Raw genomic sequence first — 14,335 nt, forward strand, 5'->3', positions numbered from 1 at the left:
GCCATCGGCCCCCTCCTCGTTGTTTTCCCCTCACCGGGATCCCCCGGCTACCACTGCTGCACGGAGGTCGCTCCGCCATGCCCGCCGACGCCACGTCACCGAAGAAACCACGCACCCACCACGGCATCGACATCCCACCCGGCACCCCCGCCGACCGCGCCGAAGGCCGGGAGAAGGGCCCGCACGGCCGGTCGGGGATACGTGTCCGCCGTTCCCCTCTGCCCACCGCCTGAGACGGGCCACGACATGCCGTCTCGCCGACCGCGGACCGGGCCGGAGCGCCTGGTCGCGATGGACGGGCTCCGCCTGGTGGCAGCGGTCATGGTGGCCGCCTACCACTTCCTCGGGACGCCCACCCCGCACTTCTGGGGCCGGACCGAGCTCCGGGACCTCGCCCCGTTCCTGCACGAGATCAGCCGCTACGGCTGGCTCGGCGTGGAGTTCTTCTTCGCCATCAGCGGCTTCGTCATCTGCATGAGCTGCTGGGGGCGGACTCCCGCACAGTTCACCGTCTCCCGTATCGCACGGCTCTTCCCCGCCTACTGGTGCGCCGTCCTTCTCGTCGTCGCGCTCGTCCTGGTCTCACGGATCGGCCAGTGGCCGGCCGCCACCCGCATCGACCCCCGTACCGTCCTGGGAAACCTCACGATGGCCCCGGGCCCGCTGGGAGTCGAACTGGTCGACCGAGTCGGCTGGACGCTCTGGGTGGAGGCCCGGTTCTACCTGCTGATGGCCGTGCTGCTGGTCTTCGGGCTGTCGTACCGGCGGGTGGTGATCTTCTGCGGAGGCTGGCTGCTGGCCGGCGTCATCGCACTCGAACTGCACTCGCCCCTGCTCGACGAACTCGTACTGCCCCGGTACACCGGCCTGTTCGTCGCCGGAATCGTCCTCTACCTCATGCGCAGATTCGGACAGAGCCTGCTGCTGTGGCTGCTGCTGGGTTTCGCCTGGTGCTACGAACTCACCGCGCTCGGACGCCGGGTGGCCGACCACGCCGCCGTACCCCCCGGCGAGAGCCCGCCCTCCTGGGCCGTGTGCGCGGCCGTACTCACGGTCTGTCTCGGGCTGCTGGCGCTGGCCGGTGCCGGGGGACCGCTGACGAGGCTGCGCTGGCGCTGGCCGGTCATCGCGGGGGAACTCACCTACCCCTTCTACCTCGTCCACCAAAGCATCGGAATTCCCTTGGCCAAGGGCTTGATCCGGGCCTTTCCCGGACCGGGGCCGCTGCCTTGGATGGCGGTGTCCGTCGTCTGCATGCTGGGGCTGTCCCTGGTCATCCACAGAACGGTGGAACGTCGGCTCGGACACCTGCTGAGGCATCGCCTGACGCTCGACATGCGGGTGCGGGACGTGGCGGCGCAGCCGGCTCTCACCCGCACCCGATAGCCCTCGAAACTCCGTCCGGAGAAAGGTCGCACGTGCCCTTCACCATGCGCACAAGACGCTCCCGCATACTCATCGCCGCCGCGACAGCGGTGGCCGCGGCCCTGGCCGTCGCGCTCACGCTGGCCCTGACGGTCACGACCTACGACCACACCTCGCCGCGCGCCGCCCGTGCCGCGGCGTCGGGATCGGTGGCCGGCAGCGTCGACTGCCGCAAGGCGAAGTGCGTCGCCCTCAGCTTCGACGGGGGCCCGAGTCCGACGACCCCCAAGCTGCTGGACATCCTCAAGCAGGACGGTCTGCACGCCACGTTCTTCGTGCAGGGCAGAGGCCATATCTCGAAGTACCCCGACATCCTGCGCCGCATCGCGGCCGAGGGGCAGGAGATCGGCAACCACACCTGGACTCACCCCAGGTTGACGGATCTCGACGAGGCCGACGCCCGTGCGGAACTGACCCGGACGCAGGACGCCATCGAGCGGATCACCGGCACCAGGCCCGTCCTGATGCGTCCCCCGGAGGGCCGCACCAACCGCAAAGTGGCCAAGGTGTGCAAGGAGTTGGGGCTGGCTCAGGTGCTGTGGAGCGTCACGGCCAAGGACTACGAGACGACCGACTCGGCTCTGATCACCCAGCGGGTGCTCGACCAGACCCACCGCGACGGCATCATCCTGCTGCACGACCTGCACAAGGGGACCGTGCCCGCCGTCCCGGGAATCATCACGGCCCTCGAACAGCGCGGCTACACCATCGTCACGGTGTCACAGCTGCTCGCCCCCGCCACACCACAGCCGGGCATGGTCTACCGGCCCTGAGGGGGCAGCGGCGGCTTGGACCGCGCAGGGCGTCCCTGGCCCCGGCCCTCGGCCTCCGGTAGCGGGCGTTGTCATCGGTGGGCGGAAGGCCGGGGTGACACCATGCGCCGCGTGCCGGGCGAACGGGTCTCCCCCCGCCAGACCCTGAACCCGTTCAACGCGCTCAAGGGCAAGGGCGTCGACGCCAGGCGCGTGGTGGTCACCGGCGCCGGCCACGGTGATCTGAGCGTCTCAGCCCTTTCCGACGCCTCCGCGGGCGCCGGCGGCTCCGCTGCCGGTGCCGCGGAGCCCTGGTCCACCGGGGAGACGACGAGCTGCTTCACGGACTTCCTGGCCGGCCAGACCGATCAGCCCCCACGGACCCGTGTCTCAGAGCGACGTCATGACGTGCTTGATCCGGGTGTAGTCCTCGAAGCCGTACGCGGAGAGGTCCTTGCCGTAGCCGGACTGCTTGAACCCGCCGTGCGGCATCTCGGCGACGAGTGCCATGTGGGTGTTGATCCACACACAGCCGAAGTCGAGGTTCTTCGACATCCGCATCGCCCGCGCGTGGTCCCTGGTCCACACCGAGGAGGCCAGCGCGTAGTCGACGCCGTTGGCGTACCGCACGGCCTCGGCCTCGTCCGTGAAGGACTGGACGGTGACGACCGGACCGAAGACCTCGTTCTGGACGATCTCGTCGTCCTGGCGGAGGCCGGAGATGACGGTCGGGGCGTAGAAGTAGCCCTTCTCGCCGACCCGGTGGCCGCCCGCCCGGACCGTGGCGTGCTCGGGGAGGCGCTCGACGAAGCCGCTGACCTGGGCGAGCTGGCCCGCGTTGTTCAGGGGGCCGTACAGCACGTCCTCGTCGTCCGGCTGCCCGGTCCTGGTGTCGGCCGCGGCCTTGGCGAAGGCGGCGACGAACTCGTCGTGGACCGACTCGTGGACCAGGACGCGGGTCGCGGCCGTGCAGTCCTGGCCGGCGTTGAAGAAGCCGCCGACGATCAGGTCCTGGACCGCCTTCTCCAGGTCGGCGTCCTCGAAGATCACCGCCGGGGCCTTGCCGCCGAGCTCCAGGTGGACCCGCTTGACGTCCTTGGCCGCGCTCTGGGCGACCTGGATGCCGGCGCGCACCGAGCCGGTGATGGAGGCCATCGCGGGGGTCGGGTGCTCCACCATCAGCCGGCCGGTGTCACGGTCGCCGCAGACCACGTTGAAGATGCCGGCGGGCAGTGCCAGCTCCGCCAGGACACCGCCGATGATCTCGGCCAGCAGCACCGTGGAGGCCGGGGTGGTGTCCGAGGGCTTGAGGACGACCGCGTTGCCCGCCGCCAGCGCCGGGGCGAACTTCCACACCGCCATCAGCAGGGGGTAGTTCCACGGCGCGACCTGCGCGCAGACACCGACCGGCTCACGGCGGACGATCGAGGTCATCCCCTCCATGTACTCGCCGGCCGAGCGGCCCTCCAGCATCCGGGCCGCGCCCGCGAAGAAGCGGACCTGGTCGATGGCGGGGGCGACTTCCTCGCTGCGGGTGAGATGGAGCGGCTTGCCGGTGTCCCGGCTCTCCGTGGCGACCAGTTCGTCGGCCCGTGCCTCCATCGCGTCGGCGATCTTCAGCAGCGCGAGCTGGCGTACGGACGGCGTGGTGTCGCGCCAGACGGGGAACGCCTCGGCCGCGGCCGCCATCGCCGCGTCGACGTCCGCCGCCCCGGAGAGCGGGGAGGTCGCGTAGACGTCACCGGTGGTGGGGTCCACCACATCGAGCGTGCGGCCGTCCGAGGCATCGACGAACACCCCGTCGATGTAGTTGCGGAACGTGGTGCTCATGGAACGTCTCTCCTGGTCAGGCGGTGGGACGGGCGGACAGGTGCTCATGGACGGCCGTCCAGCCGCCGCCGTCGGTGCGGGTGAAGACGATGGTCTCCCGCTCCTGGAGCGTCTCCTCGCCGGCGTGGGTGGCGATCGTCGTCTCCACGTCGTGGCTGAAGACGGCGGTGTCGCCGAAGGGCTGGATCAACTGTGCGGACGAGGTACAGCCGAGGATGCGGAAGCCGTCCTGCTCCGCCCACTGCTGCCAGAGCGCGCGGTACTCGGCCGTGGAGCCGAGCCGCTGCGGGGTGGTGTGGAAGACGAAGGTCGCGTCGGCGGCGAAGGCGCCGAAGTAGTCGTCGAGGCGGCCCTCCGCGAAGGCGGCGACGAGTTCGGCCGCGGCGGCCCTGACTTCCTGGACGGTGGTGGTGCTCATGCGCAGCTCCTGGTCACGGGCGTTCACCGGAGGAACGCCCGGCTTTCTCTTACGAGGGGGCGGGGAGAGGTCAGTGGGCCGCGGCGGGCTCGGTGACGGTCTCCTGCGGTGTGCCGCCGGTGATCGGCGGCACCGGGGCGTCCGACGCCCGGACGAAGCGGGGGCCGGCCGGTCCGTACACCGCGCGCGGCTCGGGGAACACGGTGAGCAGGGCCAGGTAGAGCACGACCGCGAGGCCGAGGCCGACCGGCAGCGAGATGTCCGTGCCGCCCGCGAGGTTGCCCAGCGGGCCGACGAACTGGCCGGGCAGGTTGGTGAAGAGGAGCGCCACGACGGCGGAGACGAGCCAGGTGGACATGCCGCGCCAGTTCCAGCCGTGCGTGAACCAGTAGCGGCCACCGCGCTGGCGGCGATTGAAGACCTGCAGCGCATCCGCGTCGTACCAGCCGCGCCGGGTGACGTAGCCGAGCGTCATGACGATCATCCACGGTGCCGTGCAGGTGATGATCAGCGTGGCGAAGGTGGAGATGGACTGCGCGAGGTTGAGAGCGAAACGGCCGACGAAGATGAAGGCGATGGACAGGGCGCCGATGAAGAAGGTGGCCTGGACGCGGCTGAAGCGCGTGAAGACGCTGGAGAAGTCGAGACCGGTGCCGTACAGGGACGTCGTGCCGGTGGAGAGGCCGCCGATCAGGGCGATCAGGCAGAGCGGCAGGAAGTACCAGCCGGGCGAGATCGCGAGCAGCCCGCCGACGTAGTTGGGGGCGGCCGGGTCGACGTACTTCGCGGCCTTCTCCGCGATGATCGACGCGGTGCCCAGGCCGAAGAGGAACGGCAGCAGGGTGGCGATCTGGGCAAGGAACGCGGCGCCCATCACCCGGCGGCGCGGGGCTCCGGCCGGGATGTAGCGGGACCAGTCGCCGAGGAAGGCGCCGAAGGAGACCGGGTTGGACAGCACGATCAGCGCGGAGCCGATGAACGACGGCCAGAACAGGGGCGCGGAGGTGGAGGAGAAGGTGCCCGCGTAGCCGGGGTCGAAGGCGCCCGCGAACGCGAAGGCGCCGAGCACGAAGAGGGCCGACGCCGCGAGCACCGCGATCTTGTTGACCAGCAGCATGAACCGGAAGCCGTAGATGCAGACGGCCAGGACGAGCACGGCGAAGATCGCGTAGGCGATGCCGTAGCTGACGTTCGACTCGGGCACGTGGGCGAGCCGGTGCGCGCCGCCGACGAGCGCGTCGCCCGAGGACCAGACCGAGATCGAGAAGAACGCGACGGCGGTGAGCAGGGAGAGGAAGGAGCCGACGACCCTGCCGTGCACGCCCAGGTGCGCGGAGGAGGAGACGGCGTTGTTCGTGCCGTTGGTGGGGCCGAACAGCGCCATCGGGGCCAGCAGCAGCGCGCCCGCGACCAGGCCGAGGACGGTGGCCGCGAGCCCCTGCCAGAAGGAGAGGCCGAAGAGGATCGGGAAGGCGCCCAGCACACAGGTCGCGAACGTGTTGGCACCGCCGAAGGCGAGCCGGAACAGATCGATCGGTCGGGCCGTGCGGTCCTCGTCCGGGATCCGCTCGACACCGTAGGTCTCGATTTCGGTGATCGAGGTCGTCACGGGCGCTCCACCTTCCGTTCGTCCAGAGCGTCGGTTTCCACAGTGTGTGGTCCGCGGCCGATCATCGACAATTGTGTCCATCACAGACATGTACGCTGTTTTATGTGGTCAGCAACAAACTCACTGTCGGGGATCTGCTCTCCTACCCGGCACTCCAGCTCTCCGTGAAGGCCGGTCGCGGCGGTCTGGGGCGGTCGGTGTCCTGGGCGCACGCCAGCGAACTCGCCGATCCGACGCCGTGGCTCCTGGGAGCCGAGGTGATCATGACGGCGGGCCTGGCGATCCCCCGTACCGCGGCCGGACAGCGCGCCTATCTGGAGCGGCTGGACGACGCCGGGGTGTCCGCCCTCGCGCTCTCCGCGCAGCTGCACATGCCCCCGTTGCACGACGCGTTCTTCCGGGCGGCGGAGGAGCGGGGCTTCCCGGTCCTCGAAGTGCCCCTTGCCGTTCCGTTCATCGCGGTCGCCCAGGAGATCGCGGCCTCGGTCCAGGCGGACGCCGGGCACCGGCTGGGAGCGCAGCTCCAGGTCTTCGGCGCGCTGCGCTGGCTGGTCGCCGAGGACCTCGACACGGCGGCACTCATGCGCCGCCTCGAAGACCTGTCGGGTTACGACGTCTACCTCTGCACACCTCAGGGCCGCCCGCTGCTGCCCGGAGTGCCGGTGCCGGATCCCGCCGTGCTGCCCGCTTCCGTCGACGCGCCGCCGACGATCCCCGGTGGCTTCGTCCTTCCGGTGCCCGCGCCCGGCGGCCCGGCGGGGTTTCTCGTCGCGTACGAGCGGCAGGGCGCCCAGCCCGCGGGACTCGCCGTCGCCCAGCACATCGCCACCGTGGCGGCGCTGCGCCTGGCGATGGTGCGCAACGAACGCGAGACGCTGCGCCGCGAGGGGGCGGAGACGCTGGCCGAACTCCTGCAGGAGGTGCTCGACCCGGAGGCGGCCCGCCGCCGGCTCGCCCGCCATGCGATCGAGGGCGACACCGTGCTCCTCGTGGTGCGCAACACCACCGACGAGGCGCTCCTGCCCTGTCTGGAGGACCACCCCCGGCTGCTGCTCACCCGGGGTGAGGACCGCTATGTCCTGGGGGCGCCGGAGCTGGCGACGGCCGTCGGTGAGCTGCCGGGGGTGGCGGCCGGGATGAGCCGCCCGTTCCTGCCGGGCGCCGCGCTGAAGGTCGCCCAGCGCGAGGCGCTCTGGGCGGTCTCCAAGGCCGCGGAGTCGGGCCGTCCCGTCGTCCGGTACGGCGACGACTCGACGGGCCGGTGGCTTCCCGACGACCCCGCCGTCCTGACCGCGCTGGTCGAGCATGTGCTCGGCGACGTGCTGCGCTACGACGAGGCGCACGACTCACAGCTGCTGGTCTCCGCACGCACCTGGATGGAGCGCGACCGCCGCAACGATGCGGCCGCGGCCGCGCTGCACATCCATCCGAACACCCTCGCCTACCGGCTGCGCCGCTTCGGCGCTCTCGCCCAGCGCGACCTGACGTCGACCGGGGCGCTGGCCGAGGTCTGGCTGGCGATCCAGGCGGCGGGGACGCTCGGCCTCACCGACTGAGCACGGCTCGCGGCAGGCCGGCCGGGGCGGGGCGGAGGGCGTCAGAATCCGGTGAGCGTGGTCTTGCCGACGGCGGTGCCGCTCTCCTGGAGGCGGTGGGCCTCGCGCAGGTTGGCGGCGTCGATCCGGCCGAGGTCCCGGGTGGCCGTGGTGGTGAGGACTCCGGCGTCCACCAGGCGGGCCACCTGGGTCAGGATGTGGTGCTGCATCTGCTGGTCGGCGGTGCGGAACATCGAGCGCGTGTACATGAACTCCCAGTGGAAGGAGATGCTCTTCGGCTTGAGCACCCCCAGGGGCAGGGCCTCGAAGTCGTCGATGGCGACGATGTGGCCGAACGGGTTGAGCGCCTCCGCGTACGCGGCCAGGTTGTGATCGGTCCCCGTGGTGCTGAAGACGAAGTCGATGCCGTTCGGCGCCACCTCCGCCAGCTGCGGAGCCAGCGGCTTGTGGTGGTCGACCACGTGCTGCACGCCCATCCGGCGCGCGAAGTCGGCGGACTCGGGCCGCGACGCCGTGCCGATGACGGTGAGACTGGTCAGGGCGCGGGCCAGTTGCGCGGCGATGGAGCCCACGCCGCCCGCGGCCGCGGTGATCAGCAGGGCGCCGGTCTGCTCCAGCGCTCCGGTCCGCAGGCCGAGCCGCTCGAACAGGCCCTCCCAGGCGGCGAGCGCGGTCAGCGGCAGCGCGGCCGCCTCGGTGAAGGAGAGCGTCGCCGGCTTGCGGCCGACGATGCGCTCGTCGACGGCGTGGTAGCGGGAGTTGGCTCCGGGGCGGTCGATCGCACCGGCGTAGTACACCTCGTCGCCGTACGGCCCGTGGGCGTCGGCCGTGTCGATGTGGTCGACCCCCAGCTCGACGGCGGTCCGCAGCACCTCGATCGCCGCGGCGCCGGGATCCTGACAAGCAGTGTCGGCACCCGCGCGGACCACGCCCAGGGCGCGGCCGCGTGCCCCGGCCTCGCGAAAGGCGCACGGTGCGAGAGGTGAACGGTGCGAAGCGCGCACCGCGCGGGCGGCGACCGCCGGGCCGGCCGAGCCGCAAGCCGCCTTCGCCTCCGGGGCGTGACGGCCGGCGCCGGCCTCCTCGGTCGTTACGGCGGGACCGCTCAGCCCTGGTGGCGCGGCCGTTCCCGTGATGTGCTGGAGGTGGCGGGAAGGACCCGACACAGACGCGGAGAAGCGGCAGGCCACGGTCGCGCACCGCGCAATCCGGATCCGCGAGAAGCGGGTGGAGCCCTTCCCGCCCTGTCGTGCGGAAGGTGTCGGCGGCCTCGGTCCCGGGTGTCTCCGGCGTGCGGGGACGGGATCGCCGTACCCCGGGCCGAAGAGCCCCCTCGGGAGGGTCCGGGCAGCCCTTGGTGCCCGCGGCCGGTCGGGCACACGCTGGGATCAGGGAACCGAGGAGGCAATCATGCACGGCAGCCCGCACACCGTCGGCGATGTGATGACCCGCGCCGCCGTCGCCGTCGGCCGTGACGCGCCGTTCAAGGACGTCGTCACGCTGATGGACCAGTGGAGCGTCAGTGCCCTTCCCGTGCTGGAGGGCGAGGGCAGGGTGGTCGGCGTCGTGTCCGAGGCCGACCTGCTGCCCAAGGAGGAGTTCCGGGACAGTGCCGCGGACCGGTTCACCGAGCGGGACCGGCCGGCCGACCTCGCCAAGGCCGCCGGGGTGACCGCCGGGGAGCTGATGAGCGCGCCCGCGGTGACCGTGCACGCCGACGCCACCCTGGCCGAGGCCGCCCGCATCATGGCCCGGCGCAGGGTCAAGCGGCTGCCCGTCGTCGACGGCGTGGGCATGCTCGAAGGCATCGTCAGCCGTGCGGACCTGCTCAAGGTGTTCCTCCGCGAGGACGAGGAACTGGCCGAGGAGGTACGCCAGGAGGTGATCGAACAGCTGTTCCCGATCTCCGCGGACCACATCCGGGTCGAGGTCGCCGAGGGGGTCGTCACCCTCACCGGCTGGATCGACGGCCCGGCTCTGGCACCGGTGGCCGAACGCCTGGCCCGGGCCGTGGAAGGGGTGGTCGACGTCCGCTGCCACCTCGCCCCGGTGTCCGTGCGCTGCGATCCGCTGTGACGCGTCCGCGAGTCCGTACGGTGGCGTGCGCGGCCGGTGACGACCACCGGCCGCGCACATGTACGGACCGCCTGAGCCCTGCCCCAGGCGGCCCGTACCGGAACGGTCCGCGCTCCCGTCTTCTCCTCCGGGACCGGGACCTGGATGGTCAGGTCGTGGTCCGCCCTTCTCTAATCTCCAGTTTCGCGCGCGGGAGCCGGTGATGCATCGGGCCGACCGTCCCGGCCGGGGGCCGGTCGGGCAGTACGCCGGGGCAGCGCCGGGTCAGCCCTTCCCGCCGCTGAGGTTGCGCCATTGGGGGCCGACCCGCTGCCACTCCGCCTCCCAGTCGGCGAGGCGCTGCTGGAACAGCCGGTGGCGAAGCAGCCATCCGGCGCCCCAGACCGCGGTCGCGGTCAGCTGTGCCACCAGGACGCCCGCCATGACCGCGCTGAACGTCGACTCCGCGGTGCTCGGCGGGGCGGGGACCAACCGCTCGCTCCGGTCCGCCCAGACCTGGAGCCCGCTGCCCGCCGTGGCCGTGGGCAGGACCTTAGCCCTGCCGGTGTGCATGGAGCCGTCCGCGGCCGTCCAGCGCACGGTGACCCACGACTTCCCGACGTCGTAGCCGCTGCCGACCAACGGGCCTTCCGTCGCGTTCTCCGTCAGCTCGGCGGACACCGCGTGGACCCCGGCACGCCGGCCGGCGAACGTCTGGTCCACGGCGCCGGCCGCGGCCCAGCCGACGAGCGCTCCGCCGACGAGGGCGAGGGCCCAGACGGCGAGCACGATCCAGGCCTCCACGACGTCGCCGTGCCGCCGCAACTGGTTGCGCCGCCAGCGCCACAGCCACGAGCGGCTCGCCGTCCCAGGGATCTTGTCGGACATGGACGCGCACCTCCCTCCGCGAGGTCAGGACCGCGGCACTCCTTCGGCGCCCGCAGCGGGCTGACGGCGGGCGCCGGTCAGCGCGCAGTCGACGTCGACGACCCCGTCCACGCTCCGCACCCACCCGGCGGCCACCTGCACCAGTGCGGGGTCCCGGACCCGGCCGGTGAGGGTCACGACGCCGTCGCTGACCCGCACCTCGACCGGTTCGGAGGTGTCGGCGAAGACATTCGGGAGGACCTCGCGGCGGATCTCCTCGGCGATGTCCTCGTCGTCCCGCAGGTACACCTTGAGCAGGTCGACGCGGCTGACGACCCCGGTGAGCACGCCGTCGGCGTCGACCACCGGAAGCCGCTTGACGCCGTGCCGGGCCATCCGGCGCGCGGCCTGCGGCAGCGTGGCGTCGGCCCGGACGGTCACCGCCGGGGCGGTCATCAGCTCGCCGGCGGTCGTCGCGGCGGCCCTGGTGAGGTCGTCCGGCCGCCGCGGCCGGGCGGGACCCTCCGGTGCGCCGTCGCGGACCTCCTCCTTGTGCAGCAGGTCCGCCTCCGACACGACGCCCATGACGCGGCCCTGGTCGTCGAGGACGGGAACCGCGCTGACCCGCCAGCCCCGCATGGTCTTCACGATGTCCTTGAACGCAGCTCCACGGCGGACGGCGACGACGGTGCGGGTCATCACGTCGCTCACGGCGTAGGGAGTACCGGTCATGGCGACCTCCAGGGGTCGGGTGCGCTCGTACCGCACACTTCCAGAGTCGTTCATCTCGCCGTGACCGGCATGGGCCGGGCGGCCCCGCCGCGGAGGTCCGGGTTTCCCCGCGGCCGGCCGCGATCGCCGGGCGTCACCGGCCGGATGCACACGGTCGCCCCGACCGCGAGCGGCGCGGTGCGGCCGCAGGCCCGTCGGGGCGGGTCAGGGGTGCGTCGGGGCGGGTCAGGGGTGCGTCAGGGGTGCGCGGTATCTGCTCGGACAGTACGGTGACGTCCTGGTGTTCGACCTTGGACATGAGACGGCCCCGTGAGCGGGCCGTCCGGCGGTGGAGGCGGCATGGCCGGCAAGAAGGCGGCGGAGCTGCCGCGCAAGGTGTACGAGACGGAACTGCTGCGCCTGCAGACCGAGTTGGTGAAGCTGCAGGAGTGGGTGCGGGCGACCGGCGCCCGGCTGGTGGTGGTCTTCGAGGGGCGGGACGCGGCTGGCAAGGGCGGCACGATCAAGCGGGTGACCGAGCATCTCAACCCGCGCATCGCCCGGATCGCGGCGCTGCCGAAACCGACCGAGCGCGAGCGGACGCAGTGGTACTTCCAGCGGTACGTGGAGCATCTCCCGGCCGCCGGGGAGATCGTGCTGTTCGACCGGTCCTGGTACAACCGGGCCGGGGTCGAGCGTGTGATGGGCTTCTGCACGGCGGAGGAGCACCAGCTCTTCCTGCGCCAGTGCCCGATCTTCGAGCGGATGCTGGTCGAGGCCGGGGTCCTGTTGCGCAAGTACTGGTTCTCGGTGAGCGACACCGAACAGCAGGAGCGGTTCGGCAAGCGGCTGGAGGACCCGCTACGGCGCTGGAAGCTCTCGCCGATGGACCTGGAGTCGATCACCCACTGGGAGGCCTACTCCCGGGCCAAGGACGAGATGCTGGTGCACACCGACATCTCCGAGGCGCCCTGGTACATCGTGGAGAGCGACGACAAGCGCCGGGCGCGGCTGAACATGATCGCGCACCTGCTGTCCTCGGTGCCGTACCACGACGTTCCACCGCCGGTGCTGGAACTGCCCGACCGGCCGCCGTCGACCGGCTACCAGCGCCCGCCGCGAGATCTGCAGACCTACGTCCCCGATCACACGGCGAGCCTCTGACCGACCGGCCGACCGGCCGTCGCACCCGCAGACGGCGTGGCACGGCGCAGGTTCGTCCGTGGTCCGACACCCCCACCTCGGCCGCTTGCGGGTGGAGTCCGGGTGGATCATGGGATCACCGGACGGAAGGCGGCACATGGCCCACGGCAGACTCCAACACCCTGTGTGGCACCGGCTCGTGCCCGGACTCGCCTCGCTGCTCGGTTACCGGCGGGCCTGGCTCAGGGGCGACCTGCTGGCCGGGGTGACCGTCGCCGCGTATCTGGTGCCGCAGGTCATGGCGTACGCGGGGGTCGCCGGTGTGCCTCCGGTCGCCGGCCTCTGGGCGATCCTGCCCGCCCTGGCCCTGTACGCCCTGTTCGGCTCGTCACCACTGCTGTCGGTCGGCCCGGAGTCGACGACCGCCCTGATGACCGCCACGGTGGTGGCGCCACTGGCGGCCGGTGACCCGGACCGGTACGCCGTCCTGGCGGCCTGCCTCGCCGCCACGGTCGGCCTGCTCTGCCTGGTCGCGCGGGCGGCGCGGCTGGGCTTCCTGGCGGACCTCCTCTCCCGCCCGGTCCTGATCGGTTACCTGGCAGGCGTGGCCTTGATCATGGTCGTGGACCAGCTGCCCAAGCTCACCGGGGCGCCTGTGTCGGGAACCGAGTTCTTCCCTCAACTCTGGTCGTTCTTCGAGCACTTGAGTGAAGTCCACGTGGCGACGCTGGTCTTCTCGGCAGCGATCCTGCTCTTTCTCCTCCTCGTGACGCGGTACTTCCGTGCGCTCCCCGGCCCGCTCCTGGCGGTGGTCCTGGGCACCGCGGCCGTGATGGTGTTCGACCTCGACGACCGCTACGGCATCAAGGTCATCGGTACCGTCCCCTCCGGACTGCCCGCCCTCGCGGTACCGGACCCGACCGAGGTGCCCGGCCTGGTCCTCCCGGCGCTCGGCGTCCTCCTGGTGGCGTACACGGACTTCATCCTCACCGCGCGCGCCTTCACGCCCCGGGGTGCGACGGACGGCCCGGGTCTCGACGCCAACCAGGAGTTCCTGGCCCTGGGAACGGCCAACCTCGGGGCGAGCCTGCTGCACGGCTTCCCGGTCAGCAGCAGCGCCAGCCGCACCGCCCTGGCCACCTCGGCCGGCGCCCGCAGCCAGGCGTACTCCCTGATGGCCGGAGCGCTGGTGCTGGCCGTACTGCTCTTCCTCAGCCCCCTGCTGGCCCGCACGCCCGCCGCCGTGCTCGGCGCGCTGGTGGTCTACGCGGCGATGCGCATGATCGACCTCGCCGGCTTCCGCCGCCTGGCCTCCTTCCGCCGCCGCGAACTGCTCCTCGCCCTCGGCTGCCTCGTCGGGGTCCTCGCCCTGGACATCCTCTACGGTGTGGTGGTCGCCGTCGGCCTGTCGCTGGCCGAGCTGCTCACCCGGGTGGCGCGCCCGCACGACGCGGTCGAGGGCCTGGTGCCCGGGGTGGCGGGGATGCACGACGTCGACGACTACCCGACGGCCCGTACGATCCCGGGACTCCTGGTCTACCGCTACGACTCGCCCCTGTTCTTCGCCAACGCCGAGAACTTCCACCGCCGGGCGCTGGCCGCCGTCGACGAACAGACCGAGCCCGTCCGCTGGTTCGTCCTCAACACCGAGGCCAACGTGGAGGTCGACATCACGGCTCTCGACGCGGTCGACGAACTCCGTCGCGAACTCATCGCCCGTGGCGTCGTGTTCGCGCTCGCCCGGGTGAAACAGGACCTGCTGGAGAGCCTGGAGGCGTACGGCCTCGCGGAGGCGGTCGGTCCGGACCTCATCTTCCCGACCCTGCCGACGGCGGTGTCGGCGTACCGCCAGTGGCTGACGGAACACCCCGAGAGCCCGTGAAGGGAGGGCCGTCCGGACCTGACCGGTGACCAACGGCCCACTGACGGCGTTCGCCCGCACGGGAAACCGTAGGAGGCGCGGTTCCCG

The 14,335-nt window shown here is 71.8% G+C and carries 13 protein-coding genes; 7 read left to right on the forward strand and 6 right to left on the reverse strand.

The window, feature by feature from the left end; all coding sequences use genetic code 11:
- Positions 1 to 77 precede the first annotated feature (77 nt).
- Genes EDD90_RS55335 through EDD90_RS11920 form a run of 3 tightly spaced genes read left to right on the forward strand, consistent with a single transcriptional unit; the run spans position 78 to position 2,198 of the window.
- On the forward strand, positions 78 to 233 hold the full coding sequence (locus EDD90_RS55335; protein WP_185149050.1) for a hypothetical protein: 156 nt from the start codon (positions 78 to 80) through the stop codon (positions 231 to 233).
- A gap of 13 nt (positions 234 to 246) precedes the next feature.
- Positions 247 to 1,386 (forward strand): acyltransferase, encoded by a 1,140-nt coding sequence (locus EDD90_RS11915; protein WP_123972979.1) that lies wholly within the window; start codon positions 247 to 249, stop codon positions 1,384 to 1,386.
- A gap of 44 nt (positions 1,387 to 1,430) precedes the next feature.
- Positions 1,431 to 2,198 carry a polysaccharide deacetylase family protein gene (locus tag EDD90_RS11920; protein WP_123972980.1) on the forward strand — a complete coding sequence of 256 codons (768 nt, stop codon included), beginning with the start codon at positions 1,431 to 1,433 and terminating at the stop codon, positions 2,196 to 2,198.
- A 369-nt stretch (positions 2,199 to 2,567) separates the two neighbouring features.
- On the opposite strand, the gene EDD90_RS11925 is transcribed toward EDD90_RS11920, so the two are convergent.
- The 3 genes from EDD90_RS11925 to EDD90_RS11935 all read right to left on the reverse strand — a co-directional run bounded on the left by EDD90_RS11925 (position 2,568) and on the right by EDD90_RS11935 (position 6,034).
- Positions 2,568 to 4,007, reverse strand: coding sequence for a gamma-aminobutyraldehyde dehydrogenase (locus tag EDD90_RS11925; RefSeq protein WP_123972981.1), 1,440 nt, complete (start codon positions 4,005 to 4,007; stop codon positions 2,568 to 2,570).
- Positions 4,008 to 4,023: 16 nt separating this feature from the next.
- The gene (locus EDD90_RS11930; RefSeq protein ID WP_123972982.1) at positions 4,024 to 4,425 is read right to left on the reverse strand and encodes a nuclear transport factor 2 family protein; all 402 of its coding nucleotides are present in this window, start codon (positions 4,423 to 4,425) and stop codon (positions 4,024 to 4,026) included.
- Positions 4,426 to 4,495: 70 nt separating this feature from the next.
- Positions 4,496 to 6,034, reverse strand: coding sequence for a cytosine permease (locus EDD90_RS11935; protein WP_123972983.1), 1,539 nt, complete (start codon positions 6,032 to 6,034; stop codon positions 4,496 to 4,498).
- Between the two features lie 104 nt (positions 6,035 to 6,138).
- On the opposite strand from EDD90_RS11935, the gene EDD90_RS11940 reads away from it, so the two are divergent.
- Positions 6,139 to 7,590, forward strand: a complete 1,452-nt coding sequence (locus EDD90_RS11940; RefSeq protein WP_123972984.1) for a PucR family transcriptional regulator — start codon at positions 6,139 to 6,141, stop codon at positions 7,588 to 7,590.
- Positions 7,591 to 7,631: 41 nt separating this feature from the next.
- On the opposite strand, the gene EDD90_RS11945 is transcribed toward EDD90_RS11940, so the two are convergent.
- On the reverse strand, positions 7,632 to 8,756 hold the full coding sequence (locus EDD90_RS11945; RefSeq protein WP_260327819.1) for a zinc-binding alcohol dehydrogenase family protein: 1,125 nt from the start codon (positions 8,754 to 8,756) through the stop codon (positions 7,632 to 7,634).
- A gap of 244 nt (positions 8,757 to 9,000) precedes the next feature.
- Between EDD90_RS11945 and EDD90_RS11950 the strand changes: the two genes are divergently transcribed.
- On the forward strand, positions 9,001 to 9,666 hold the full coding sequence (locus EDD90_RS11950; RefSeq protein ID WP_123972985.1) for a CBS domain-containing protein: 666 nt from the start codon (positions 9,001 to 9,003) through the stop codon (positions 9,664 to 9,666).
- A 264-nt stretch (positions 9,667 to 9,930) separates the two neighbouring features.
- Here the strand turns inward: EDD90_RS11950 and EDD90_RS11955 are convergent, their stop codons facing one another.
- Both EDD90_RS11955 and EDD90_RS11960 read right to left on the reverse strand, forming a co-directional pair.
- The gene (locus tag EDD90_RS11955) at positions 9,931 to 10,533 is read right to left on the reverse strand and encodes a hypothetical protein (RefSeq protein WP_123972986.1); all 603 of its coding nucleotides are present in this window, start codon (positions 10,531 to 10,533) and stop codon (positions 9,931 to 9,933) included.
- Between the two features lie 24 nt (positions 10,534 to 10,557).
- A complete protein-coding gene (locus EDD90_RS11960; protein WP_123972987.1) occupies positions 10,558 to 11,244 on the reverse strand; it encodes a CBS domain-containing protein in 687 nt (228 codons plus the stop codon).
- 339 nt (positions 11,245 to 11,583) lie between these two features.
- Between EDD90_RS11960 and ppk2 the strand changes: the two genes are divergently transcribed.
- Complete coding sequence (gene ppk2, locus EDD90_RS11965; RefSeq protein ID WP_123972988.1) at positions 11,584 to 12,387, forward strand: polyphosphate kinase 2; 804 nt, start codon at positions 11,584 to 11,586, stop codon at positions 12,385 to 12,387.
- Between the two features lie 136 nt (positions 12,388 to 12,523).
- The gene (locus EDD90_RS11970; protein ID WP_123972989.1) at positions 12,524 to 14,248 is read left to right on the forward strand and encodes a SulP family inorganic anion transporter; all 1,725 of its coding nucleotides are present in this window, start codon (positions 12,524 to 12,526) and stop codon (positions 14,246 to 14,248) included.
- Positions 14,249 to 14,335: the final 87 nt, after the last annotated feature.

This window comes from Streptomyces sp. Ag109_O5-1 (genome assembly GCF_003814875.1).
GTDB classification, from domain to species: Bacteria; Actinomycetota; Actinomycetes; order Streptomycetales; family Streptomycetaceae; genus Streptomyces; species Streptomyces sasae.